Below are 23,345 nucleotides of genomic sequence, written 5' to 3'. Positions count from 1 at the left end.
CCGTCACTTCTCGTTTCGGACTTATACCCATAAAACACCCACGGTAGCCTTCACGCAACACTCCGTAGACCGTCCGGGCCGTAAGGCGGGCGCTCCCGGGGTCCGGAAGCGCCCGCGGCCCGGCCGGCTAGCCCGTCGTGATGAACTCGTCGGGGCGCATCACGACCGGCGACTCCACGTAGAGGCTGCGGTACTCGTCCTGGATGCCGCTGTTGTGGATCTGGATGGCCAGCGGGCCGACCCGCCCGGCGGTGACGTCCTTGAAGCCGAGCACCGGCACCGCGACACAGGTCGGCGCGCCCGCCGCGAGCGGGCAGCAGGCCATCTTGGCCTGCCCGGTGGCCTGGTTGCCGACGATCTCGCACTGGGCCCAGTTATGGACGTCCCATTTGGTGTGCGGGAAGCTGGTGAACAGGTCGCCGCCGCCGTTGTTGTGCCCCGGCCGGTAGTCCCAGTGGCCGCCGTTGGGCGGCTGGAACTGGATCGCGCTGAGGGCGTCGCGGATCGGCTCCGTGGTGCCCCAGATCAGCACGGTCGGCGCGTGGTCGCCCGTCACCTGCCGGACGTTGAAGATCCACCGGAAGCTGCCGACCTGGGCCCGGTTGTAGAAGATCCACCCCCTGCCCGCCGTGCCGGTGCCGTGGATGGCGCCGTTCTTGACGGTCCAGCCCCCGGCGGCGTGCGGGGTCCAGCCGTCGAGCGTGGCGCCGTCGAACATGGACACCAGGTTGGGGTCGCCGTACGGGTTCTGCGCGGCGGGAGTGTGGACGGCGAGGGCCGGGCTCGGCGGGGAGACGTTCCCGGCGGCGTCGCGGGCGGTGACGGTGATCGTGTGGTCGGCGTCGGCGGCCAGCCCCGTGCAGGTGCCCGTGGTGTCCTGGCCGGAGACGGTGCCGCAGTCGCGCCCGTCGGCGTGCAGGTCGTAGAAGGCGACGCCGACGTCGTCGGTGGACACGGCCCAGGTCACGGTCACGCTGCCGGACGTGATGGCGGTCTGGCTGGGCGCGCCGGGAGCCGAGGGCGGCTGCGTGTCGGGCGGCCCGCTGATCGACACCGTGAGCTTGTCGAGGTTGGGGCCGCCGGTGGCGCCCGTGGCGGTGGCCCTGACGGTGTTGGCCCCGGCCGCCAGGGTCGCGGTGACCGGGACGTCCGCCCAGGTGTCCCAGTTCGCCGTCGGGGCGAAGGCCTTGCCCGCGGCGACCACGGCGCCGTTGACCGCGACTTCCAGCGGCCGGTTGGCCGTCGTTCCGTTGGCGTAGCGCAGGGTCAGCGTGGCGCTGCCGGCGGCGGGCGCGTTGACCGTCCACTCGACGTAGCCGCCCGCCGTGTTGACGTAGTCGACGAAGCCGGTGCCGGTGTAGCCGGTGTGGTTGGTCGCGACCGCGGCCTGCGACAGCGTGGCGGTCTCGGCCTGGTAGTCGGTGTCCTGGGTGCTGGAGGCGGTGACCTCCAGGTAGTCGAGGTTGGGGTTGCCGTTGGCGGTGGTCGCGGTGACCCTGACCGTGTTGGCCCCCGCCCGCATGGCCGCGGTCAGCGTGGACGTGGCCCAGGTGTCCCAGTTCCCCGTCGCGTTGAAGGGACGCGCCGCCGACACGACGACGCCGTTGACCGCGATGTCGGCCGGACGGTTGGCGGTGGTGCCGTTCGCGTACCGCACGGCCAGGGTCGCGGTGCCCGCCCGCTGGGCCGTGACGGCGAACTCGACGTAACTGCCCGAGACGTTGTCACCGTTCACGTAGCCGGTGCCGGAGTACCCGGTGTGGGTGGTCTCCAGCACGCCACGGGAGATCGTGGCGCTCTCGGCCTCGTACCGGTTGGTCGCGGCGTGCGCGGCGACGCCCGCGAGGGAGGACACCACGAGGACGAGCGTGGTGAGGACGGCCAGCCCGGCACGGACCGACCCCGATCTGGCGAGATGCACGGCTTGCCCTTCCGCCCGGCCCGGCCAGGCTGGTTCGGAATTCGATAGGAAGATTTCCTAACTAATTCCGATAGCACCACCGGCGCTGACGGCAGTCAAGGGCCGCCTTACTCCTCCGGCTTGACCGCGACCTCGGCGGCCGCCTCCGGCCCCTTGTCGAGTAGGATCCCGAAGCCCGCCTCGTCGAGAATCGGGACGCCCAGGCTGACCGCCTTGTCGTACTTGGAGCCCGCGCTCTCTCCCGCGATCAGGAACGACGTCTTCTTCGACACCGAGCCGACCACCTTGCCGCCCCGGCTGGTGAGAGCGTCGGCGGCGGAGTCGCGGGTGAACCCGTCGAGGGTGCCGGTCACCACGAAGGTGAGGCCCGCCAGGGTCTGCGGGCCCTTCTCCGGAGCCGGTTCGTCGGCCATCCGGACCCCGGCCGCCCGCCACCGCTCGATGATCTCGCGGTGCCAGTCGACCTCGAACCACTCCCGGATCGTGGCCGCCACCCGCGGCCCGATGCCCGGGACGGCAGCCAGCTCCTCCTCGGAGGCGTTCATGATGACGTCGATCGAGCGCGTGGCGTTGGCCAGATCCCGGGCCGTGGCCGGGCCGACGTGCCGGATGGACAGCGCCAGCAGGACCTGCGCGAGCGGCCGCTCCTTGGCCTCCTCCAGCTGCTGGATGAGCGTCAGGGCGTTCTGGCTCGGCCCGCCGTCGGCGTTGGAGAAGAACGTGACGACCTTCTCCTCGCCGGTCTTCGGATCGATCTTGGGCAGCCCGGTGTCGAGGTCGCGGACCACAGACCTGATCGGGATGAGCTGCTCCAGCGTGAGGTCGAACAGGTCGGCCTCGGTGCGGACGACCGGATCCTGCGGCGGGAGCGGCTGGCTCAGCGCCGTCGCGCCGACGTACCCGAGGCCGTCGATGTCGAGAGCGCGGCGGGCGGCCGCGAAGTAGAGCCGCTCGCGGATCTGCCCCGGACAGTAGCGGGCGTTCGGGCAGCGCAGATCGGCGTCGCCCTCCTTCTCGTAGGCCAGCTCGGTGCCGCACTCGGGGCAGTGCGTGGGCATCACGAACTCGCGCTCGGTGCCGTTGCGCAGCGCCGTGACGGGCCCGACGATCTCGGGGATCACGTCTCCGGCCTTGCGCAGCACGACGATGTCGCCGATGAGCACGCCCTTCTTGACCACGATCGCGGCGTTGTGCAGGGTGGCACGCTCGACCTCCGAGCCCGCGACGACGATCGGCTCCATCACCCCGTACGGCGTGACGCGGCCGGTGCGGCCGACCCCCACCTGGATGTCGAGCAGCTTGGTGTTGACCTCTTCCGGCGGGTACTTGAACGCGATCGCCCACCGGGGGGCGCGCGAGGTGGAGCCCAGCTCGCGCTGCGTGCGGAAGCTGTCGATCTTCACCACGACCCCGTCGATCTCGTACGGCGGGTCGTGCCGGTGCTGCCGGTAGAACTCGATGAACCCGTTGATCTCGGTGAGGCTGCCGACCACCTTGTACAGGTCGCTGACCGGCAGCCCGAACTCGCGCAGCCGATCGTAGACGTCGGACTGGGCGCGCGGCTCCGCCGCCCCCTCCCACACGCCGATGCCGTGGACGATCATGCGCAGCGGGCGCTGGGCGGTGACCCGCGGGTCCTTCTGCCGCAGCGTGCCCGCCGCGGAGTTGCGCGGGTTGGCGAACGGCGGCTTGCCCTGCTCGACCAGCTGCTCGTTGAGCTTCTCGAAGTCTTTGACCGGGATGTAGACCTCGCCCCTGACCTCGACCAGGCCGGGGACGCCGGCGCCCGCCAGCCGGTGCGGGACGCCCTTGATCGTGCGGACGTTCGCCGTCACGTCGTCGCCCGTGCGGCCGTCGCCCCGGGTGGCGGCCCGCTCCAGCTTGCCGTCGCGGTAGACGAGCGCGATGGCCAGGCCGTCGATCTTCAGCTCGCACAGGTACGGGCCGGGGTCGCCCTCGGCCAGGCGCTCGGCGCGCACCTGCCAGGCCGCCATGTCGGCGTCGGTGAAGGCGTTGTCGAGGCTCTCCATCCGCGCCAGATGCTGCACCTTGGCGAAGTCACCCGAGACCGGCGCGCCGACCTTCTGCGTCGGCGAGTCGGGGGTCTGCAGCGAGGGATGCCGCTCCTCCAGCGCGAGCAGCTCCGCGAACCACGCGTCGAACTCGGCGTCGCTGACGGTGGGCTGGTCGAGCACGTAGTAGCGCCAGCGCGCCTCCTCGACCAGCTCGCTCAGCTCGGCGTGCCGCTTCATCGCGGTCACCGGCATGCCCCCGACGCTGGGCTCGCCCGCGGGGACGCCCTCGACGCCAGGCTCGGTCACCGCACCCTCCATCTCGGTGCTTCGCTCGCTCACGCGGCGCCTCCTTCCGTACGACTCGTACGACACCCCCGTACGACACCCTGGGAGAACGCTATCGCCGCGCACCGACAGGAACACCTCCCGTCGCCCCCACCCTCGCCCTGGACATATCCAACTTTTTGCCGAAATTTCCAGTGATGAGAGGTGCGGGCGCGGGATCCGCACAGACTCAGCCGCCCTGAGCCCAGACACCGTCCCAGGACGAGCACCTACCGGTGATCTTCTTGGAGTCGCCCCGGCACACCTGGCCCTCGATGGAGAGCATGTAGCCGGTGCCGAAGGAGAACTGCTTGGTGCCGGAGCAGGTGTGGAACGTCTTGGCGCCCTTGCCACTGTCCTCCTTGACCCAGCGGAACCTCAGCCACGAGCAGCCCTCGCGCCCGGGGAGGTCGTACAGCTTGCCGTTGACCACGAACCCGGGCCGGTCGAGGACGACCTTGCCCTTGGCCTTGCCCGCCCGGTCGGCGGACTGGATCGGGCCCCAGCTCCAGATCTCCGGATTGGCGGAGGTGGAGGCCGCGGCGGGCAGGGCGACCGCCGCGGACGCGATCAGCAGGGTCGCCCCCACGGCTACGGTGCGAAAAATCATGAACCGGAGACTACTCAGCCAGGTTGCATCCCGCTTGCAGGATCCTCCCTGAGCACCCTGGCCGCCTTCCTGGCCGCGGCCAGCGCCGCCCTCGCGTAACGGGGCGAGGCCCCGGCCAGCCCGCAGGCCGGTGTCAGCACCACCTGCTCGGCGAGCCGCTCGGGCGAGAACCCGAGCCGCCGCCACAGCTCCAGCGCGGGCTTGGCCACCACGCCCGCGTCGAGCAGCCGCGCGTCGGTCGCGGGGACCACACCGAGGAACAGCTGCAGGCCCGCCTCGACGGCCTCCCCGACGCCGTCCTCCTCGCGCCGCCTGAGCAGCGAGGAGTCGACCGACACGCCGCGCACGCCCGCCCTGCGGAGCAGGTCGAAGGGCACGCCGGGCGCGCAGCAGTGCACGACGGACGCGGGGAACGCGCCCAGCGACTCCTCCACCCGCGACCCCTCCACGGCGGCCAGCCGCCCGAACCCCGACGCGGTCGGGACGGTGCCGGCCAGCACCCCCGGCAGCCCCGGCTCGTCGAGCTGGAGCACGACCTCGGTCACGCCCGGCAGCCGCCTGCACACCTCGGCGAGGTGGTCGCCGACCCCCTGGGCCAGCGAGGCGACCAGGTCGCGGACGGCGCCCGCGTCGGAGAGCATCTTGTCGCCGTGCCGCAGTTCGAGCGCGGCCGCGAGGGTCCACGGCCCGCAGACCTGCACCTTGAGCGGGCCCTGGTAGTCGTTCCCGACCTCCTCCAGCCCGTCGAGATCGCGCCTGAGGTGGTCGACCGCCCGCCGGTGGTCGCGTCCGGGCCTGTCGGCCAGCCGCCATCCCGACGGCTGCACCTCCACGGGCAGGTCGACGAGCAGCGCGGCCGTCCGGCCGATCATGTCCGCGCCGACTCCCCTGGCGGGCAGTTCGGGCAGGTACGGCAGCTCGGGCACCTCGCCGAACACGACCCGCAGCGCTTCCAGATGGTCCTCGCCCGGATGCGACCCGACTCCGGTGGCTCCCCACGTCAACATGGGACAAGCGTAGGCTCTGGTGAATGGAGCTCACCAAATACGGCCACGCCTGCGTACGTCTGGAGAAGGACGGCAAGGTGCTGGTCGTCGACCCTGGCACGTTCACCGAGGGCCCGGTGCTCGACGGCGCCGACGCCGTCCTGATCACCCACGAGCACTTCGACCACGTGGACGTGAACCGCCTGCGATCAGCCTCGCCCGACCTGGAGATCTGGACGTGCGAGAGCCTCGCGGAGGCGCTGTCGGACGTCCCGGCCAAGGTCCAGGTGGTCAGGCACGGCGACGACTTCCAGGCGGCGGGCTTCTCGGTGCGGGTCTTCGGCGAGTGGCACGCCAAGAGCCACCCTGACATGCCGATCGCGCAGAACGTCGGCTTCCTGGTCGACGACGAGCTCTTCTACCCCGGCGACGCCCTGACGGTGCCCGGCGTCGACGTCCCGACCCTCCTGGTGCCCACCCACGCCCCGTGGATGAAGATCTCGGAGACTATCGACTACCTGCGCGCGATCCGCCCGGCGCGGGCCTTCTCCACCCACGACGGCATGCTCAACGAGGTCGGCCTCGGCCTGGTCGACAACTACCTGAAGATGGAGTCGGACAAGCAGGACGCCGAGATGCGCAGGCTCGCGGTCGGCGAGTCGGTCACGCTTCCCTAGCGGTCAGGCCGCGCCGGTGATGGTGGCGGAGCCGATCACGGTGCGGCCCGAGTACAGCACGGCGGCCTGGCCCGCGGCGACGCCCGTCGCGGGCCGGTCGAGCTCGACACGCAGCTCGCCGTCGGCCTCGGTGAACCGGCAGCCGTAGACCTCGCCGTGCGCCCGGAGCTGCACCGTCAGCTCGCCGTCGGCCGCCGACGGCCCGTTCCACACCGGCCTCCGGCAGGTGATCGAGGTGACCTCCAGCGCCGAGCGCGGCCCCACGGTGACCGTGTTCGAGACGGGCTCGATCGACAGGACGTAGCGCGGCCTGCCGTCGGCGGCGGGGCGGTCGATGTGCAGGCCCTTGCGCTGGCCGACCGTGAATCCGTGGGCGCCGTGGTGGCTGCCGACCACCTCGCCCGCCTGGTCGACGATCGGCCCCTCGGCGGCGCCGAGCCGCTGGGTCAGGAAGCCGCGGGTGTCGCCGTCGGCGATGAAGCAGATGTCGTGGCTGTCGGGCTTGTCGGCGACGGTCAGGCCGCGCCTGGCGGCCTCCGCGCGCACCTCGGCCTTGGTCGAGTCGCCCAGCGGGAACATGGCGTGGCCGAGCTGCTCACGGGTGAGGACGCCCAGCACGTACGACTGGTCCTTGCCCTGGTCGACGCTCCTGGACAGGACGCCGTCGACGAGCCTGGCGTGGTGGCCGGTGGCGACCGCGTCGAAGCCGAGCGCCAGCGCCCGGTCGAGCACCGCCGCGAACTTGATCTTCTCGTTGCAGCGCAGGCACGGGTTCGGGGTGCGCCCGGCCGCGTACTCGGCCACGAAGTCGTCGACCACGTCGCGCTGGAAGCGTTCGGCCATGTCCCAGATGTAGAAGGGGATGCCGATCACGTCCGCGGCGCGGCGCGCGTCGCGGGAGTCTTCGATCGTGCAGCAGCCCCTGGCACCCGTACGGTGCGACTGGGGGTTGGCCGACAAGGCCAGATGCACGCCAGTGACGTCGTGACCGGCCTCGGCGACCCGGGCGGCGGCCACGGCGGAGTCGACGCCGCCCGACATGGCGGCAAGCACACGCAGTCCCATGACCTATCCAGAGTACTGTCCTGGAGGGGATGCCCATCGCCGGGTTCCGCGGGCGCGACCGGGTCCTGAGTCTGAGAGGATGCACGGCTATGCGACTGTTCGGGCGCAAGGACGACGAGGAAGAGGCCGGCGAGCCGGGCGACGGCATCGCCGGGTTCTGGGTGTGGTGGCAGGAGTCCAGGCCGCGGGTCGACGGGCTGGTGGCGGCGGGCGAGGCCGAGCAGCTGTCGGAGTTGGTCGCTCCGGCCGTGGACGCGGTCCATCCCGGGCTGGTCTGGGAGGTGGCGCCCGGCAGGAACGCGGCCCACGCGCTGGTGGTGACCGCCGCGGGCGACGCCGAGCTGCGCTCCCTGGCGCACCGCTGGGCCAGGGCCGCGCCGCCCGCCGACCTGCTGTGGGAGTTCCACCCGTCGCGCCAGGCCAACCCGCAGGCACTCGACCTCACGCTGGACGTCGGCGGCTTCGAGTTCGCGCTCGACAAACTGATGCTGGGGTTGCGCGTGCCGCGCGGCACCCCGCGGGTGGACATCGCCGCCTACCACCCGATCTTCGGCGAGCTCGACGACGACACCCGGATGGACGCCGCCCTGCTCGCCCTCGACTGGCTGCTCGGCGAGGACGACGTCGCCAGGTGGGTGGGCGAGATCACGCCCGCCACGTTCCAGCCGATCGACGCGGTGGCGGCGGCCCACCTGCCCGCCGTGGTGGCCGACCTGGCGTCGGGCTACGCGGAGGAGCAGTGGGCGCTGCTGGAGGGCCAGACGGCCAGCGGGGCGCCGCTGGTCGCCACCGCGCGCTATCCGCTGCGTCCGGTCGACTACCCGCTGTTCGACCAGCACATCGCGATCACCCTGCCGTACGCGCACCGCGACGAGTTCGGCCTGCCCGTCGGCGACTCGGTGGCGGCGCTGCGCGACTTCGAGGAGCGACTGGGCGCGCGGCTGCTCAAGCTGCGCGACGACGCGGTGCTCGCCACCCACCTGAGCGCCGAGGGCCACCGGGTGATCCACATCTACGCCGACCCGACCGGCGACGCGGCGATCCACGCCAAGGAGCTGATCGTGAGCTGGGAGGAGGGCGAGCCGCGCGTGGACGTCGCGAGCGATCCGTCCTGGAGCGCCGTGGTGGCCTTCGTCAACTGACCCCGGCCCCGCGGGGGCCGTTGGTGGTGGCGGTCAGCTGAGCCCGGCTCTGCGGGCTCGTTCCACGGCGCCGGGCAGCACGTCGATCAGCCGGTCGACGTCGGCGCGGGTGGAGGTGTGGCCGAGCGTGAAGCGGAGCGAGCCGCGGGCCGCCGCGCTGCCGGCGCCCATCGCGAGCAGCACGTGCGACGGCTGGGCCACCCCCGCCGAGCAGGCCGAGCCGGTGGAGCACTCCACGCCCCTCGCGTCGAGCAGCATGAGCAGCGCGTCGCCCTCGCAGCCGGGGAAGGAGAAGTGCGCGTTGCCCGGCAGCCTGTCGACGGGATCGCCGTTGAGCACCACGTCGGGCACCGCCTGCCGGACGCGCTGGATGAGCTCGTCGCGCAGCGCGCCCAGACGGCGGGCGTACTCCGCCTGCTCCTTGACGGCGACGCGGACCGCGGCGGCGAACCCGGCGATGGCGGGCGCGTCGAGCGTGCCGGAGCGCACGTCGCGCTCCTGACCGCCGCCGTGCTGCACGGGCACCGGCGTGAGGCCCCTGGCGAGCAGCAGCGCGCCGACGCCCATCGGGCCGCCGATCTTGTGGCCGCTCAGGGTGAGCGCGTCGGCGCCCGACTCGGCGAACGACACCGGCACCTGACCGATCGCCTGGACGGCGTCGGTGTGGAACGGAATGCCGTGGTCGCGGGCGATCGCCGCCAGGACGTGGACGGGCTGCACGGTGCCGACCTCGTTGTTGGCCCACATCACGCTGATCATGGCGACGTCGTCGGGGTCGCTCTCGACGGCGGCCCGCAACGTCTCGGGGCGCACCCGGCCGACCTCGTCGACGTCGAGCGGTTCCACCTGCGCGCTCTGGCTGTCGGCCAGCCACTGGGCGGGGTCGAGCGCGGCGTGGTGCTCGACGGAGCTGACCAGGAGGCGCCGCCTGGGCCGGCGCGCCCAGTAGAGGCCCTTGATGGCGAGGTTGTCGGCCTCGGTGCCGCCCGAGGTGAACACGACCTCGCTGGGCCTGGCGCCCAGGGCGTCGGCGATGGTCTCGCGCGACTCCTCGACCACCCTGTGCACCTGCCGGCCGGACGCGTGCAGGGAGGAAGCGTTGCCGACCCTGCCGAGTTGCTCCGTCATGGCCTCGATCGCCTCGGGGAGCATCGGCGTGGTCGCCGCGTGATCAAGGTAGGCCGCCGGATCGCTCACGTGGTCAGGGTATCTCGTTTGCTACTGTACCGTCCGGACGGTACAGTAGTGCCGTGAGACGAGAAGAGCTACTGGACGCCGCGGAGGACCTCCTCTGCGACCAGGGCTCCGCCGCGCTCACCCTGGCCGCCGTGGCCGACAGGGCAGGTGTCAGCAAGGGTGGTCTGCTGTACCACTTCAGCACCAAGGAAGCCCTGATCAAGGCCATGGTCGAGCGTCTGATCGACGAGTTCGACGAGCTCATGGCCGCCCAGCCGGACGACACCTACACCGAGCGCTACCTCGGGGCCACGCTGGCCGCCGTGCGCTCCAGCAAACTGCGACGATGGGCCGTCGTCACGGGCGCCTCGGGCAACCTCTTCCTGCTCGCGCCGCTGCGCGAGGCGATGGCCAGATGGCATCGCGAGGGGCTGAGCGAGGAGCCCGACCAGGTGGCGTCCCAGATCGTCCGGCTCGCCTGTGAGGGCCTGTGGGACGTGGCGAGCCACGACCCCGACCTCAACTCCGAGGACGACCTGCGCGCCCTCGAGGCGCGCATGCGAGCGCTGCTCAAGCCCGCCGCCGCGTCCTGACCCCCCTCCCCCCCCGTTTCCTGCCTGATCCCCCTTCCTGTTTCCGCCTGTCTTCGCCGCCGCGGCCGCGTGCCCGTGGGCGGCTTCCTGCACGACTTTGAGAGGTGTCCTTCATGACCCGCGACCTGAGGACCGCCCGCTACGGGGCTGTCCTCACCTTCGTCCTCAGTGGCCTGATGGTCGGCACGATGACCGTGCGCATCCCCGCGCTGACCGACAAGCTCGGCCTGTCCGAGTCCACGATCGGCCTGATCCTGCTCGCGTGGGGGCTGGGCGCACTGGTCACGATGCAGTCGATGCGCCGGATCATGGCGCGTAAGGGCAGCAGGGCGGTTCTGCGGGTCGGCGGCCCCCTCACTGCGGCCGGCCTGGTGGCGCTGGCGTTCGCGCCGAACCTGCCGCTGCTGCTGGCCGCCGCGGCCTTCTTCGGCATGGCGTTCGGCGCCGTGGACATCGCCATGAACGCCCAGGGCTCCACGGTCGAGCGCGCCTACCGGCGCCCGCTGATGAACGGTCTGCACGCCGGCTGGTGCGTCGGCGCGATCTCGGCGGGCGCCGTCGGCAGCCTGTCGATCATGCTGGGCCTGTCGTTCACCGCCAACGTGGCGCTGGTCGGCCTGGTCTCGCTGCCGGTGATGCTGCTCATCGGCCGCACGTACCTGCCCGAGCCCCGGGCCAGGGAGTCGGCGGCGACGACGGCCCGCCGGCTGCCGCCGATCGTCTACCTGCTCGGCGCGATCATGTTCTTCGCCTTCATGGTGGAGGGGACGGTCGCCGACTGGAACGGCCTGTTCATGCGCGACACCCTGGGCGCTCCCGAGGCCGTGGCCGCGCTCGGCTACCCGGTCTTCGAGGTCGGCATGCTGGTGGCGCGGCTCACCGGCGACCGGCTGCGGGCCAGGTTCGGCGTGCGCGGCATCATGACGGTCTCCGGGCTGGCCACGGCCGGGTTCTTCGTGGTCGTGCTGGTCGCGCCCGCCCCGCTGGTCGCGGTGTTCGCGATGTTCTTCGTCGGGCTCGGCGTCGCGACGGTCTCGCCGATGACGCTGTCACTGGCGGGCACGGCCACCGCCACGCCCGGCCCGGCGATCGCCCAGGCGGGCGCGATGGGCTACGCGGGCCTGCTGATGGGCCCGGTGGTGATCGGCTTCCTGTCGGACGTCACGTCGCTGCGCACCGCCCTCGGCATCGCCGTCGTGCTCGGCGTGCTGATCGCGGTGGCCGCCCGGTTCCTGCCCCGCGAGGAGCCTGCGGCGGTGACGCCGTTGCCCACCAGGGAGCGCGAGCCCATCGCCGCCTAGGACATTTGTCACGCCTGAGGCTGTACATCCGGATCTGCCCCGATGGTGGCGGTCGATGGGACGCTTGGCGCGTGTCCAAGCCGATCGCCACCAGCGTGCTCCTCGCTGTCACCGCGGTGCCGAGTCTCCTACAGTTCGCCGTCCCCGGGCTGGAGCCGGCGCTGCGGCGCGACCCCGCCGCCATCGCCGGCGGGGAGTGGTGGCGGCCGGTGACCGCGCTCGTCGTCCAGGACGGCGGCGTCTGGGGCACGCTGCTCAACCTGGCGTTCCTGGCAGTGCTCGGCTTCCTGGCCGAGCGCGCCCTCGGCCGCCCGCGCATGCTCCTGCTGTACGCCACGGGCGCCGCGGCCGGAGAGGCGGCCGGATACCTGCTCGGCCGGCCGGGGGCCGGGAACTCGATCGCGCTGTGCGGCCTGGCGGCGGGCCTGGCCGTCGCCTCCCAGGGCCGCCTCGAACGCTCCGTCGGCGCCTTCTACACGGTGATCATGGGTTCGTTGGTGCTCGCCGCGTCCACCTGGGCCGTCGCCCTCACGGTGCTGCTGGCGATGGCCGGATTCCAGCTCGTGGTGCACCGCGAGCGGCTCCCCGGGTGGGCCTTCCCCTCGGTCGCCGCGGTGGCCGCCCTGGCGCTCGTCGCCTCCGCGGACCTGCACGGCTACGCGCTCCTCAGTGGCATGATCATGGCATGGATCCTGAGAGGAGCGTCCGCTTCGACGTCGCTGCCTACACGGCCCGCGTGAGAAACAGCCCCTGCTTCATCTGCGCGATCGTGGCGGGTGATCCCGCCCACGACCTGGAAGAGATCCTCTACGAGGACGACCGGAACCTGGCGTTCCTCGCCCGCTACCCGACCTTGCCCGGATACGTGCTGGTGTCGCCGAAGGCGCACGTCGAGCACGCGGTCCGCGACCTCGACGAGGACTCCTACCTCGACCTGATGCGGGTGGTCAGGCGGGTGGCGCTGGCCGTCGAGGCGGTGGTGCCGTCGGAGCGCACGTACCTGCTCTCGCTCGGCAGCCAGCAGGGCAACGCGCATCTGCACTGGCACATCGCCCCGCTGCCGCCGGGAACCCCGTACGAGCGCCAGCAGTACCACGCGCTCATGGGGGAGAACGGGCTGATCCCCTGGACCCGCGACCAGGCGGCCGACCTGGCCGCGCGGATCAGGAGCGCCCTGTGAGGGCTACTTGCGCTTCTTGATCTCTTCGGTGAGCTGCGGGACGACCTGGTGCAGGTCGCCCACCACGCCGTAGTCGGCGAGCTCGAAGATCGGAGCCTCCGGGTCCTTGTTGATCGCGATGATGGTCTTCGCGGTCTGCATGCCGGCCCGGTGCTGAATGGCGCCCGAGATGCCCGCCGCGATGTAGAGCTGCGGCGAGACCGTCTTGCCCGTCTGACCCACCTGGAACTGGTGGGGGTACCAGCCGGCGTCGGTGGCGGCACGGGACGCGCCGACGGCCGCGCCCAGCGCGTCGGCCAGGCCCTCGATGATCGCGAAGTTGTCGGCGGAGCCCACGCCGCGCCCTCCGGAGACCACGATCGCGGCCTCGGTCAGCTCGGGGCGGGCGCCCTTCTCCTGCTTCACGCGGTCGACGATGCGGGCCGCCCGCGCGCCCTCGCTGAGCGACAGCGACACCTCCTCCACGGTGCCGGACGCCGCGGCGGCCTCCGGGGCCGTCGAGTTCGGACGCACGGCGACGATCGGGGTGCCCTTGCTCACCTTCGAGTGCACGTTGACGCCGCCACCGAAGATGGACTGGTCGGCCACGAAGCCCTCGGACAGGCCCACGGCGTCGGTGATGACCCCGGAGTCGGTCTTGACCGCGAGGCGGCCCGCGACCTCCTTGCCCTCGGCCGTGGCGGCCACGAGCACGGCGGCGGGCGACGTGTCGGCCACGAGCTTGGCGAGCAGCTCGGCCTTGGGCGCGACCACGTAGTCGACGACGTCGTCGGAACCGGCGACGTAGATCTTCTCCGCGCCGTACTCGGCCAGCCTGGCCTTGGCGTCGTCCGTGATGCCGGGGCCGGCCCAGACGGCGGCGGGGGTGCCGAGCGAGCGGGCCAGGGTCAGCAACTCCAGCGTGACCTTCTTGACCGCGCCGTCGACCTGCTCGACGAGAACGAGAATCTCCGACATATCAGCAAAACCCCCGTTCTCAGATGAACTTCTTGGACGCGAGGTAGTCGGCGGCCTTCACGCCACCGTCGCCCTCGTCCTTGACGACCGTGCCGGCGGCACGCGGCGGGGCCGCGGCGAAGTCGACGACCTCGGACCAGGCGGCGCCGAGGCCCACCTGGTCGGCGGCGATCTCCGCGTCGGCGACGGCCAGCGTCTCGACCGGCTTCTTCTTGGCTGCCATGATCCCCTTGAAGGACGGGTACCGCGGCGTGTTGATCTTCTCGACCACCGACACGACGGCGGGCAGCGTGGCCTCCACCTTGTCGTAGCCGTAGTCGGTCAGCCGTTCGATGGTGATCGACGAGCCCTCGACCTCCACCTTCCTGGCCAGCGTGAGCTGCGGCGTGCCGAGGCGCTCGGCCAGCATCGCGGGCAGCACGCCGGTGCGCGCGTCGGTGGACTCGGAGCCGAGGATGACCAGGTCGAACCCGATCTTCTTGAGCGCCTGCGCCATCGCGTAGGAGGTCGAGAGCGCGTCGGAGCCGTGCAGGGCGTCGTCGCTCAGGTGAACCGCCTTGTCGGCGCCCATGGCCAGGGCCTTGCGGATGGTCTCGGTCGCCTTGGCGGGGCCCATGGTGAGCACGGTGACCTCACCGCCGTGGGCCTCCTTGAGCTTCAGAGCCTCCTCGACCGCGTACTCGTCAAGCTCGTTCACCACGCCGTCGACGGCGTCGCGGTCGAGCGTCTTGTCATCGGACCGCAGCTTGCGCTCGGTCGCCGTATCGGGGACCTGCTTCACGCAGACGACGATGTTCATGGCCGGTGGCCGACCTCCCGTGATCGCATGCTCGGAAATCGTGCTGTCCAGACTGCCAGGTGCCCCGTGGGCTCGTGACAGTGGGTGGCCCGGGAGCTGCCCCTGGTCCCCGCCGACATGTTACCCATCAGTAGCTTTCGCGCAAACCCGCAGTTGACCGGGCTCGCACGAAAATGCGGCAGCACGTCCCAGCCTACCGAACTTTGTTCCGTTTCCTACCGCGGACACGGCCGGACGTCAGGCGGAGACCAGGAAGACGATCCCCACCACCAGCGCCGTGCCCGCGAACAGCGCCAGCGTGAACGTGCTGAACACCGCGCTCAGCCCGAAACAGAGCCCGGCCACCCCGGCGACGCTCGCGAAGTCGATGACCATCCGGCTGGTGCGGTACGGGCCACGCGAGAACAGCGCGACCCCGGCGTCGGTCAGCGCGCCCAGCCCGAACGCGGCGACCAGGAAGAGCGCCACCTCGGGCAGCGGCCACCGGGCCGCCGCCGCCAGCAGCGACACGAACAACCCCGAGCCGACCAGCCAGCGCCTGCGCACCTTCTCCCGGTGCTTGGCCGCGGCCTCCGGCACCCGGTTCCGCTCCCCCGGCCGCCACTCCCGGGTGGCCAGGGCGTGCAGGTCATCGTCGCGCGAACGCCGGGCCACACGGGCTCGCGGACGGGCCCGTCGCGCGGCCTCCACGCCCAGCCTGGCGCAGATCTGCGCGGCCGTGGGCCGTGCGGCCGGGTCGGTGGCCAGGCAGTCGCGCAGCAGCGGAGCCAGCCAGCCCGGCACGCCCTCCAGATCGGGCTCGTGGTGGACGACGCGGTAGGCGACCGCCGAGGCCGGCCCCTGCCCGAAGGGCTGCCGCCCGGTGGCGGCGTACGCCAGGGTCGCGGCGATGGAGAACACGTCCGCCTCCGGGCCCGCCGGTCTGCCCTCCAGCACCTCGGGGGCCAGGTAGCCGGGTGTGCCGACCACGGCGCCCGAGGCCGTGACCGAGAGCGAGTCGAACGCGCTGGCGATGCCGAAGTCGATGACGACGGGCTCGCCCTCGCTCATCATCACGTTCGCCGGTTTGAGGTCGCGATGCACCACCCCGGCTCCGTGCATGGCCTGCAGCGCGTCGGCTAACCCGGTGGCCAGCAGGCGCAGGTCCGCCACGGGCACCGGGACGGCGCTGAGCGGCCTGCCCTGGACGTACCGGGTGACCAGGTAGGGCCTGTCGACGTCCAGGGAGGCGTCGAGGACCTCGGCCACGTGCGGACCGTCGACCAGGCGCATGGTCTCGACCTCACGGGCCAGCCGGGCGATGGCCGCCCCGTCGGCGGCCACGTGCGGATGGAGGATCTTGACCGCCACCGTGCGCCCCTCGGGGTCGAGCGCCAGGTGCACCTCTCCGAAGCCGCCCGACCCGAGCCGGGAGAGGAGCCGATAGGGGCCGAGGTGCTCGCTCATACCCGTTCTTCTCCCCCCACGAGCCCGCGCGGACACTCAGGACCAGGGTGACAACCAGCCGAGGCCGACCGAGTTCAGCAACGAGCCGACCATTCCGGTGATCAGGCCGAGCGTGCTCTCCTCGGCGTCCCTGGTCAGCTGCTTGATCACTTTCTCGGGCGCCTGCCAGGGCGCCCATGACGGCTCCTGGCCCATCGCGAACATCACCGCGAGCAGCGCGGCGGTGCCCACCACCAGCACCGCGACCAGCGCCGCGCCCGGAGAGCGCAGGACGCTGGTGAGCGTGCGGGTGACGGCCTGGCGCGGCGCGCCGCCGCCCGGCAGCACGAACAGCCCGGCCGTGAACGCGCCCGCCGCGTACGAGGCCGCCTCGTTGACGCTCATCCCGCCGCCCCAGCGCAGCAGACCCCAGACGCAGACCCCGAACATGACCGAGAGCGGCACGTGGACCAGGGTAACGAGCGTGGCCTTGACCAGCGCCCACGGCGTCCCGACCAGCGCGAGGAGCGGATCGGCGGCGCTGCTGCCGCGCACCTGACGGCGTTTGACCAGGTCGCCGAAGAGGTACTCACCGACCCGCAGCACCAGCGCCAGCGCGACGGCTATCGCGCTCACCGCGACGGGCAGCATGACGGCCAGCGCCACCAGCATGACCAGCAGCAGCATCCCGACGAGCTGGCTGCCGACCAGGTAACGCTTGCGCTCCGCCGGCGGGCTGTAGGGACGTGGCTGGGTCTCCGGACGTGCCTGCGGCGCGGGAGGCGGCGGCATCGGGCGGGGCGCGACCGCGCCCGTCTGCGGCCCCGGATAGGGCGCCGGGTAGCCCGCGACCCGCTGGTCCGTGCGCGGCGCGGCCCGGGGCGGCATGGGCGCCGGGACGTACGGCGGCGGCTTCTCCTCGCGGACCGGCTCCGGCCTGCCGTACTCGACCGGCGGCAGCAGGTCGGAGTAGGTGTCCATGGTCCGGGTGCGGTTGGTCAGCCTCTTGGTGCCGGTGGGCCCGGCGGGCGGCGTCTCGTGGAAGTTGGTGACCGACGGGTCGAGGGCCCTGGCCATCCGCAGCAGCTCCTGCGCGCTGGGACGCTCGCCCGGCTCGACCCGCAGGGCCCGCGACAGCCAGCCGCGCAGCCACGCCGGAGCCCGGTCGAGCTGCGCGCGGCCCTCCATGATGTTGAAGCAGACCGCCTCGAAGGCGCCGGTGCCGAACGGCGGCGCGCCCACGGCGGCGAAGAAGATGGTGGAGGCCAGCGCGTGCACGTCGGCCGCCTGGGTGATCTCCGAGTCGCGGATGATCTCGGGCGCCAGGTAGCCGGGCGTGCCGACGAACATCCCGGTCTGGGTCAGCCGGGTGGCGTTGACCAGGTGCGCGATGCCGAAGTCGATGACCAGCGGCTCGCCGTTCACCAGCATGACGTTCGACGGCTTGAAGTCGCGGTGGATCACGTCGGCGGCGTGGATGGCCACCAGCGCCTGGCAGAGCCCCTGCGCCAGCCGGATGATCTCGCGCGCCTCCAGCGCGCCGTCGGCCAGCACGGTGTCCTCCAGCGTGCGGCCGGGCGCGAACCGGGTGACGACGTACGGCTGGCCGCCCACCAGTTCGGCGTCGAGCACCTCGGCCACGTGCGGGCTGCGCACCCGGCGCATCGTCTCGACCTCGCGGGTGAGCCGGTCGCGGGCCTTCAGGTCGGCGGCCACGTGCGGGTGGAGCACCTTGATGGCGACCTCGCGCCCCTCGGAGTCGAGCCCCAGGTGGACGACCCCCATGCCACCCTCGCCGATCTTCCTGACCAGCCGGTACGGCCCGAGCCGCTCGGGCGCCTCGGTGTTGCTCATCGCCATTGTCCCCGCATCATCCCCCCGGATTTCCCTTGAGCCCGCTGAGCAGGCTCACCACTGGCTGAACGTCCAGCGGAGCCCACATGGCCTCCTTCGCATCGGCGCCGAACGTGCTGTAAGCGAGGATCAGGGAGAGCGCGGCCCCCGCCGCGAGGACCCCCGCCATCACCATCGCTCCTGTTCTCGAGGGTATTAGCGATGCGAGGGTTCTGCGCATCTGTCTCCCGGGTCCCTCAACTCCGGGGCCCGCGCAGACGGTCCACAGCGCTACTGCCGCCCCCCAGGCCAGCGCGTTCGTCTCAGGCATCTTCACTACCACGGTGAGCAGCAAGGTAACCGGCAGACCGAGAATGACCGCGTAGAGCGCCAGTGCGAGCGTGATGCCCACGGACTTGGCCAGCGCCTGGGGCCGGCCGAACACCCTGAACACGTCCAGCGCCGCCAAGCCCGCGGACCTGCGGGCCGACAGCGCGGGCTGCGCCAGGTCGGCCGCGCGCAGCAGCACCACGGCCGGAAGCGCCAGCACGGCCACCAGCACCGGCGCCAGGATCGCCGCGACGATCATCAGGATCAGCAGCATCGAGCCCGCCACGCCGTACGCCTTGGACCGCTGCAACAGCTGCCCGGGAGGCACGGCGGGGACGAACGGCTCGCGCTTGGTCTTCGGCGGCTCCGGCGAGAACTGGACCTGCGCGGGGATGTACGGCGGCGGCGGGACCGCGCTGCCCCTGCCGTAGTCGGGCGCGTCGGGACGGACCCGCCTGGTGGGCACGTCGGAGTCGTGGTTGACGACCTGCGGCGGCTGCTGGGGCCAGGGCTGACTGCCCTGCGCCGAGCCCTGTGCCGCGGCCTCGCGCTGCATCCGGCGCAGCTCGTCGGGGGTCACCCTGCGGGTGGGCCACGGGTCGCCCTGCTCGGGCAGGAGCGAGACGTAACGCTGGTCGGGCTGGCCCTGCGGCAGACGCGGCGGCTGGCCGTCGAGGAGCTGCCTGGGGGTCACCGGCGGCGTGGAGACGTCGTAGGGCGGCTTGTCGCCGACGTACGGCGGCTCGGCGTTGGGCGGCGCGAACGGCGGCTCGCTGTAGGCCGGTCTGTCACCGAACGGCGGCTCGTTGTGGGCCTGTCTGTCACCGAACGGCGGCTCGTTGTGGGCCTGTCTGTCGCCGAACGGCGGCTCTGACGGCAGCGCGCCCCGGTCGGGACGCGGCACGGTCGAGATCTCGTCGGGCACGTTGCTGGCGCGCATGGGCAGCATCCGGGCGGTCTGCTCGGCCAGTTCCGGCGCCTTGGGACGTTTCGCCGGGTTGCGCTGGAACGCCGCCTTGAGCAGCGGCTGCAACGCGGCCGGAACGGCGCTCACGTCGGCCTTGCCCGCGGTGATGTTGTAGAAGATCATCTCCAGCGTGCCCTTGCCGAAGGGCGGCTGCCCGGTGGCCGCGTACAGCAGCGTGCCCGCCCAGGCGTGCACGTCGACCTCCGGCCCCGCCTCCTGGCCCTCGATGATCTCGGGGGCGAGGTAGCCGGGCGTGCCGATGAACATGCCGGTCTGGGTCAGCCTGGTCGCGTCGACGGCCTGCGCGATGCCGAAGTCGATCAGCACCGGCTCCCCGTCGAGGATCAGCACGTTGCCCGGCTTCAGGTCGCGGTGGATGACCCCGACCGAGTGGACGGCGGCCAGCGCCGTGGCCACCCCGTGCGCGATCCTGACCAGCGCGGGCAGGTCGAGCGGCCCGTCGTCCTTGACGATCTCGTCAAGGGGCCGCCCCGGAACGTAACGGGTGACGATGTACGGACGGTGACCGGTCACGTCGGCGTCGAGCACCTCGGCGATGTACCTGCTGCGCACCCGGCGCATGGTCTCGACCTCGCGCGACAGCCGGCGCCTGGCGACCTCGTCACCGGCGACCTCGGCGCGCAGGACCTTGACCGCCACCTGACGCCCCTGGGGGTCGACAGCAAGGTGCACAACGCCCATTCCGCCTTCACCGAGCCGCCTGAGCAACCGGTAAGGGCCAAGTCGGTCATCGTTCATGGCATGAAGCACCATACCGGCTTAATCCCCGCCCACGAGATGAACCATGAGGCCACATTCCCACTCGTACAACGTCCAGATCGGCCCCATTGGTTTCCCATCCCACGGTCTCGAATTGGCCTCAGTTCGCCAGGGAGAGCACCTCGGCACTCTTCAACCCGGCGAGCGTAGCTCCGGACACGGCGAGCTTGGACCGTCGCACGCCGCTCCCGATGACCACTCTCGGATGCTCGGCGACGTTCACGTCCACCAGGATCGGCCAGTCGTCGGGCAGGCCGAGCGGGGTGATGCCGCCGTACTCCATCGCGGTGAGCTCCACTGCCTCCGCCATGGGGGCGAAGCTCGCCTTGCGCGCGTCGAGGTGCTTGCGCACCACGCCGTTGACGTCCACCCGCATCGTCGCGAGCACCATGCACGCGGCGTAGCGCGTCTCGCCGCCGCGCTTGGCCGCGACGACCACGCAGTTCGCCGACTCGTCGAGGGTCACCCCGTAGCGTTCGCAGAACGCCGCGGTGTCGGCCAGCTCGGGGTCGATCTCGGCGACCACGACGTCGCCGATCCCCTCCACGGCCCGCGCGACCGGCTCGGCCAGCAGGTCGGCCCGCTCGGTCGCGGGCACCCAGTGCAAGGTCATCCCATCTCCTCGTTCGCTTCCCCAGGACCCTACGCGGTCACCGGGGTCGCGTGCGTCGTCACGGGTTCTGCAGCACCCGCTGGTGCAACTGGGTGACGGCGCTGCGGGCGGACTCCAGGGCCCCCGCCTGCCAGGCGATCAGGTGGGTGAGCCAGTCGCCCGCGAAGTAAACCCTTCCGCTGGGGCGTTGCAGAAGAGTGAAGGACGAATCAAAGGCGGGCCAGCGCACCCAGCCGCCCTGGATGTGCTCCTGGCGCTCCCAGGCGATCGAGACGCTGGACAGCAGGCCCTTGCCGTACCTGTCGCCGTGGATCTTCCTGCCCTGGGTGAGCGCCCTCCTGCGGCGGTCCTCCGGGGTGAGGGCGCCGTACAGCTCCGCGTTCTGCTCGGAGTTGTAGTAGCCGACGAGGAGGCCGCGCTCGGAGTGGTAGCCGTGTGAGGGGTACCAGATGTGGGTGATGTCCAGGTCCGTCTCGGTCACGCCGCCGTAGATGCGGTCTTCCAGCTCCCACCAGCGCCTGCCGTACTCCAGGCCGATCTTGCCCGCCGCCACCGGCACGGGGGTCTTCAGCGCCGCGGTGACGCTCTCGCCGAGGTTGTGCGGGATCCTGGCCATCACGTGGGGCGGGAGGGTCGCCACGCAGTAGTCGGCCTTGACCTGGCCGCCGTCCCAGGTGACCTCGACGCCGTCGGGGAGGTTGGTGATCTTGGTGACCTTGGCGCCGGTGGTGATGCGGTCGCGGCCGACGGCTTCCACCAGTTCGGTGACGATCGCGTCCATGCCGCCGACGGGCTGGAACATGGGCGTGGCCTGGTCGTAGCCGAAGTCGTTGGTGATGGCCCTGCCCGTGGCCGCGGCGAGGACCTCGTGGAGCGAGCCTGGGGACGCGATGGGGGTGCCGGTGTCTAACGCCGGATATTTCGTGAAACCGCGGCGGGTGGAGCCTTCGTAGTCGAGCTTGGGGCCCAGGTCGCCGAAACGCCGCAGGAACTCCAGGAGGCGTTCCTGGTCATCCTTGGTGAGCTTCCTGTTCAGTGCGCCGGTGTTCGTGGCCTTGGCGAGGAGTTCCGCGACGTAGCCGTACAGGTCGGCTCGGGCGGTGCGGGCCCGGACCGTCTGCCCGTTCGTGTGCACGTACGCCTGGGCGTTGTTGTTCACGAACGTCTCGATGGGGATGCCCAGCTCGCGGCAGTAGTCCATGGTGACCATCCACGGCGCGATCCGTCCCGGCCCCGCGTTGAAGTAGACGCCCTCGCCGAACCGGACGTCCTGCGCCGGGCCGTTGGCCTCCACCAGCCGGTCGCCGCCGCGCAGGGTCAGGTTCCGCCCGCCGGCGCGCGTCCCGGCCTCCAGCAGCGTGCAGTCGTACCCGGCCTTGCCCAGCTCATACGCGACGGTCAGCCCGGCCACGCCGGCGCCGACGATCACCACCTTGGCGGCCGCCTTCCCGCGCAGCGCGAAGTCACTCGGCTGGGGCGGCGCGAACCGGGTCTCCTGCCGGGACGGCGCCAGGCCGAGCGCGCCCATCGCGGCGTACATCGCGCCCGCGCCGCCCGCCGCCCCGATACCGACCAGCAGCCCACGCCGGGTCAGCGCCGCGCCCTCCATGCCGCCCACTTCCTCCGCCCACCATCACCGACACCACATCCACCCGGCGCCCAGCCACGCCCCGGGGGCCGATCCAGGTGGCCGTTCAGTCGTAGGGGCCGCTGCCGCAGGCGATCTGGCCGCCGATGGTGGCGAAGATCCCGAACAGCGCCATGATCTGGGTGAAGTCGTCCGTGGTGAACTCGATGTGCCGCGAGCCCACCGACTTCACACCGGGAACCAGCCCCACGGCCGCGGCGATGGCGGTGGAGTTCCACTCCACCCCGAGCGTGTACGGCGCCGCCACGGTGTACGGCGTGAAGTCGGTCAACCGGCCCAACGCCCTGGCCGTCGCCTCACGGATGCGCTGCTGGGCGACGCTCGGAGGCAGCAGTTCGGCCGAGAACTTGTCGATCCCCTTCTTGACCGCCACCGTCTCCACGTCACCGAGCAGCTCGCGCGCCTCTTCGCCGACGGCCTCGTCGCCCGTCACCAGCACGACGGGCACGCCGTGGAACCCGGCGCACGCCGCGACCAGCCGGGTCTCGCCGCACACCTCGCCGTTGAGGTAGACGTTGTGGATCTCCTTGCCCATCCACGTGTGGTTGAGGACGCCGTGCTGCACCCCGGCCCGCGCGTGGTACCCGACGAAACACGCGGCCTGGAACGACCCGTCGAGCCCGTGCGCCATCCGCTGCGCCTTGCCGGGCCCGCGGATCAGCGTGGCCCGCGGATCGAGCAGGTCGATGCGCAGGTTCTTGGTGGACCCGTGCGCGTCGTTCACCAGGACGCCCTCGGCCCCCGCGTCGCACGCGCCCGCGATGGCGGCGTTGGCGTCGGCCGTCATCAGTTCGCATCCGCGTTCGTAGCCGCGCTTGCCGGCGTGCATCTCCTCCGGGTCGGTCAGCCCGGTCACGCCCTCCATGTCAACCGACAGGTAGACCTTCATCCGCCGCACCCCTCATCACGCCTCACCCGACATACACCCCATACGCTGCCAATCTTCCACCCACGCACCGGCAGGGCGAGCCAGGTCCTCTGCCGTCCGCGTCCGTGCCCCGGG

The 23,345-nt window shown here is 71.7% G+C and carries 20 protein-coding genes; 6 read left to right on the top strand and 14 right to left on the bottom strand.

Annotated features, from left to right (window positions below; all coding sequences use genetic code 11):
* Nucleotides 1-127 precede the first annotated feature (127 nt).
* From ABT294_RS23600 to ABT294_RS23585, 4 genes are all read right to left on the bottom strand, one after another.
* The gene (locus tag ABT294_RS23600) at nucleotides 128-1,921 is read right to left on the bottom strand and encodes a CBM35 domain-containing protein (protein ID WP_350808394.1); all 1,794 of its coding nucleotides are present in this window, start codon (nucleotides 1,919-1,921) and stop codon (nucleotides 128-130) included.
* Between the two features lie 107 nt (nucleotides 1,922-2,028).
* Nucleotides 2,029-4,188, bottom strand: a complete 2,160-nt coding sequence (gene ligA, locus ABT294_RS23595; protein WP_350808481.1) for an NAD-dependent DNA ligase LigA — start codon at nucleotides 4,186-4,188, stop codon at nucleotides 2,029-2,031.
* A 262-nt stretch (nucleotides 4,189-4,450) separates the two neighbouring features.
* Nucleotides 4,451-4,870 (bottom strand): hypothetical protein, encoded by a 420-nt coding sequence (locus ABT294_RS23590; RefSeq protein ID WP_350808393.1) that lies wholly within the window; start codon nucleotides 4,868-4,870, stop codon nucleotides 4,451-4,453.
* Nucleotides 4,871-4,884: 14 nt separating this feature from the next.
* A complete protein-coding gene (locus ABT294_RS23585; protein WP_350808392.1) occupies nucleotides 4,885-5,877 on the bottom strand; it encodes a methionine synthase in 993 nt (330 codons plus the stop codon).
* Nucleotides 5,878-5,900: 23 nt separating this feature from the next.
* Here ABT294_RS23585 and ABT294_RS23580 point away from each other — a divergent pair, with 23 nt between their 5' ends.
* Complete coding sequence (locus ABT294_RS23580) at nucleotides 5,901-6,533, top strand: MBL fold metallo-hydrolase (RefSeq protein ID WP_350808391.1); 633 nt, start codon at nucleotides 5,901-5,903, stop codon at nucleotides 6,531-6,533.
* Nucleotides 6,534-6,536: 3 nt separating this feature from the next.
* Here the strand turns inward: ABT294_RS23580 and mnmA are convergent, their stop codons facing one another.
* On the bottom strand, nucleotides 6,537-7,598 hold the full coding sequence (gene mnmA, locus ABT294_RS23575) for a tRNA 2-thiouridine(34) synthase MnmA (RefSeq protein ID WP_350808390.1): 1,062 nt from the start codon (nucleotides 7,596-7,598) through the stop codon (nucleotides 6,537-6,539).
* A gap of 89 nt (nucleotides 7,599-7,687) precedes the next feature.
* Between mnmA and ABT294_RS23570 the strand changes: the two genes are divergently transcribed.
* Entirely contained in the window at nucleotides 7,688-8,740 is a 1,053-nt protein-coding gene (locus tag ABT294_RS23570; RefSeq protein WP_350808389.1) for a DUF695 domain-containing protein, read from the top strand.
* A 33-nt stretch (nucleotides 8,741-8,773) separates the two neighbouring features.
* Here the strand turns inward: ABT294_RS23570 and ABT294_RS23565 are convergent, their stop codons facing one another.
* Nucleotides 8,774-9,937 (bottom strand): cysteine desulfurase family protein, encoded by a 1,164-nt coding sequence (locus tag ABT294_RS23565; RefSeq protein ID WP_350808388.1) that lies wholly within the window; start codon nucleotides 9,935-9,937, stop codon nucleotides 8,774-8,776.
* A gap of 53 nt (nucleotides 9,938-9,990) precedes the next feature.
* On the opposite strand from ABT294_RS23565, the gene ABT294_RS23560 reads away from it, so the two are divergent.
* The 4 genes from ABT294_RS23560 (at nucleotide 9,991) to ABT294_RS23545 (ending at nucleotide 12,990) form a co-directional block, all read left to right on the top strand.
* On the top strand, nucleotides 9,991-10,509 hold the full coding sequence (locus ABT294_RS23560) for a TetR/AcrR family transcriptional regulator (RefSeq protein ID WP_350808387.1): 519 nt from the start codon (nucleotides 9,991-9,993) through the stop codon (nucleotides 10,507-10,509).
* Nucleotides 10,510-10,622: 113 nt separating this feature from the next.
* Nucleotides 10,623-11,810, top strand: a complete 1,188-nt coding sequence (locus tag ABT294_RS23555) for an MFS transporter (protein WP_350808386.1) — start codon at nucleotides 10,623-10,625, stop codon at nucleotides 11,808-11,810.
* Between the two features lie 71 nt (nucleotides 11,811-11,881).
* Nucleotides 11,882-12,550 carry a rhomboid family intramembrane serine protease gene (locus ABT294_RS23550; RefSeq protein ID WP_350808385.1) on the top strand — a complete coding sequence of 223 codons (669 nt, stop codon included), beginning with the start codon at nucleotides 11,882-11,884 and terminating at the stop codon, nucleotides 12,548-12,550.
* On the top strand, nucleotides 12,547-12,990 hold the full coding sequence (locus ABT294_RS23545; RefSeq protein WP_350808384.1) for an HIT family protein: 444 nt from the start codon (nucleotides 12,547-12,549) through the stop codon (nucleotides 12,988-12,990). Before ABT294_RS23550 ends, ABT294_RS23545 begins: the two co-directional genes overlap by 4 nt.
* Nucleotides 12,991-12,993: 3 nt before the next feature.
* On the opposite strand, the gene ABT294_RS23540 is transcribed toward ABT294_RS23545, so the two are convergent.
* From ABT294_RS23540 to ABT294_RS23505, 8 genes are all read right to left on the bottom strand, one after another.
* Nucleotides 12,994-13,947 carry an electron transfer flavoprotein subunit alpha/FixB family protein gene (locus tag ABT294_RS23540; protein ID WP_350808383.1) on the bottom strand — a complete coding sequence of 318 codons (954 nt, stop codon included), beginning with the start codon at nucleotides 13,945-13,947 and terminating at the stop codon, nucleotides 12,994-12,996.
* 19 nt (nucleotides 13,948-13,966) lie between these two features.
* Nucleotides 13,967-14,746 carry an electron transfer flavoprotein subunit beta/FixA family protein gene (locus ABT294_RS23535; RefSeq protein WP_350808382.1) on the bottom strand — a complete coding sequence of 260 codons (780 nt, stop codon included), beginning with the start codon at nucleotides 14,744-14,746 and terminating at the stop codon, nucleotides 13,967-13,969.
* Between the two features lie 237 nt (nucleotides 14,747-14,983).
* Complete coding sequence (locus ABT294_RS23530; RefSeq protein ID WP_350808381.1) at nucleotides 14,984-16,192, bottom strand: serine/threonine-protein kinase; 1,209 nt, start codon at nucleotides 16,190-16,192, stop codon at nucleotides 14,984-14,986.
* A 36-nt stretch (nucleotides 16,193-16,228) separates the two neighbouring features.
* Nucleotides 16,229-18,025, bottom strand: a complete 1,797-nt coding sequence (locus ABT294_RS23525; RefSeq protein WP_350808380.1) for a serine/threonine-protein kinase — start codon at nucleotides 18,023-18,025, stop codon at nucleotides 16,229-16,231.
* A 16-nt stretch (nucleotides 18,026-18,041) separates the two neighbouring features.
* Nucleotides 18,042-20,060: a protein kinase domain-containing protein gene (locus ABT294_RS23520; RefSeq protein ID WP_350808379.1), complete on the bottom strand. Its 2,019-nt coding sequence runs from the start codon at nucleotides 20,058-20,060 to the stop codon at nucleotides 18,042-18,044.
* Nucleotides 20,061-20,181: 121 nt separating this feature from the next.
* On the bottom strand, nucleotides 20,182-20,694 hold the full coding sequence (locus ABT294_RS23515) for a YbaK/EbsC family protein (protein ID WP_350808378.1): 513 nt from the start codon (nucleotides 20,692-20,694) through the stop codon (nucleotides 20,182-20,184).
* Nucleotides 20,695-20,752: 58 nt separating this feature from the next.
* A complete protein-coding gene (locus ABT294_RS23510; protein WP_350808480.1) occupies nucleotides 20,753-22,303 on the bottom strand; it encodes a flavin monoamine oxidase family protein in 1,551 nt (516 codons plus the stop codon).
* A gap of 85 nt (nucleotides 22,304-22,388) precedes the next feature.
* Nucleotides 22,389-23,231: a M55 family metallopeptidase gene (locus ABT294_RS23505; protein ID WP_350808377.1), complete on the bottom strand. Its 843-nt coding sequence runs from the start codon at nucleotides 23,229-23,231 to the stop codon at nucleotides 22,389-22,391.
* Nucleotides 23,232-23,345: the final 114 nt, after the last annotated feature.

Source organism: Nonomuraea sp. NPDC000554 (assembly GCF_040300065.1).
In the GTDB taxonomy this organism is placed as follows: domain Bacteria; phylum Actinomycetota; class Actinomycetes; order Streptosporangiales; family Streptosporangiaceae; genus Nonomuraea.
The sequence above is the reverse complement of the archived record's forward strand: the minus strand, read 5'-3'. Positions and strand labels throughout refer to the sequence as shown.

Excerpts from the sequence above, each read along its gene's own strand:
- ligA (WP_350808481.1), bottom strand. The coding sequence starts at position 4,188 with ATGCCGGTGACCGCGATGAAGCGGCACGCCGAGCTGAGCGAGCTGGTC.
- ABT294_RS23590 (WP_350808393.1), bottom strand. The coding sequence starts at position 4,870 with ATGATTTTTCGCACCGTAGCCGTGGGGGCGACCCTGCTGATCGCGTCC.
- ABT294_RS23585 (WP_350808392.1), bottom strand. The coding sequence starts at position 5,877 with ATGTTGACGTGGGGAGCCACCGGAGTCGGGTCGCATCCGGGCGAGGAC.
- ABT294_RS23580 (WP_350808391.1), top strand. The coding sequence starts at position 5,901 with ATGGAGCTCACCAAATACGGCCACGCCTGCGTACGTCTGGAGAAGGAC.
- mnmA (WP_350808390.1), bottom strand. The coding sequence starts at position 7,598 with ATGGGACTGCGTGTGCTTGCCGCCATGTCGGGCGGCGTCGACTCCGCC.
- ABT294_RS23570 (WP_350808389.1), top strand. The coding sequence starts at position 7,688 with ATGCGACTGTTCGGGCGCAAGGACGACGAGGAAGAGGCCGGCGAGCCG.
- ABT294_RS23555 (WP_350808386.1), top strand. The coding sequence starts at position 10,623 with ATGACCCGCGACCTGAGGACCGCCCGCTACGGGGCTGTCCTCACCTTC.
- ABT294_RS23540 (WP_350808383.1), bottom strand. The coding sequence starts at position 13,947 with ATGTCGGAGATTCTCGTTCTCGTCGAGCAGGTCGACGGCGCGGTCAAG.
- ABT294_RS23535 (WP_350808382.1), bottom strand. The coding sequence starts at position 14,746 with ATGAACATCGTCGTCTGCGTGAAGCAGGTCCCCGATACGGCGACCGAG.
- ABT294_RS23530 (WP_350808381.1), bottom strand. The coding sequence starts at position 16,192 with ATGAGCGAGCACCTCGGCCCCTATCGGCTCCTCTCCCGGCTCGGGTCG.
- ABT294_RS23525 (WP_350808380.1), bottom strand. The coding sequence starts at position 18,025 with ATGAGCAACACCGAGGCGCCCGAGCGGCTCGGGCCGTACCGGCTGGTC.
- ABT294_RS23520 (WP_350808379.1), bottom strand. The coding sequence starts at position 20,060 with ATGAACGATGACCGACTTGGCCCTTACCGGTTGCTCAGGCGGCTCGGT.
- ABT294_RS23515 (WP_350808378.1), bottom strand. The coding sequence starts at position 20,694 with ATGACCTTGCACTGGGTGCCCGCGACCGAGCGGGCCGACCTGCTGGCC.
- ABT294_RS23510 (WP_350808480.1), bottom strand. The coding sequence starts at position 22,303 with ATGGAGGGCGCGGCGCTGACCCGGCGTGGGCTGCTGGTCGGTATCGGG.
- ABT294_RS23505 (WP_350808377.1), bottom strand. The coding sequence starts at position 23,231 with ATGAAGGTCTACCTGTCGGTTGACATGGAGGGCGTGACCGGGCTGACC.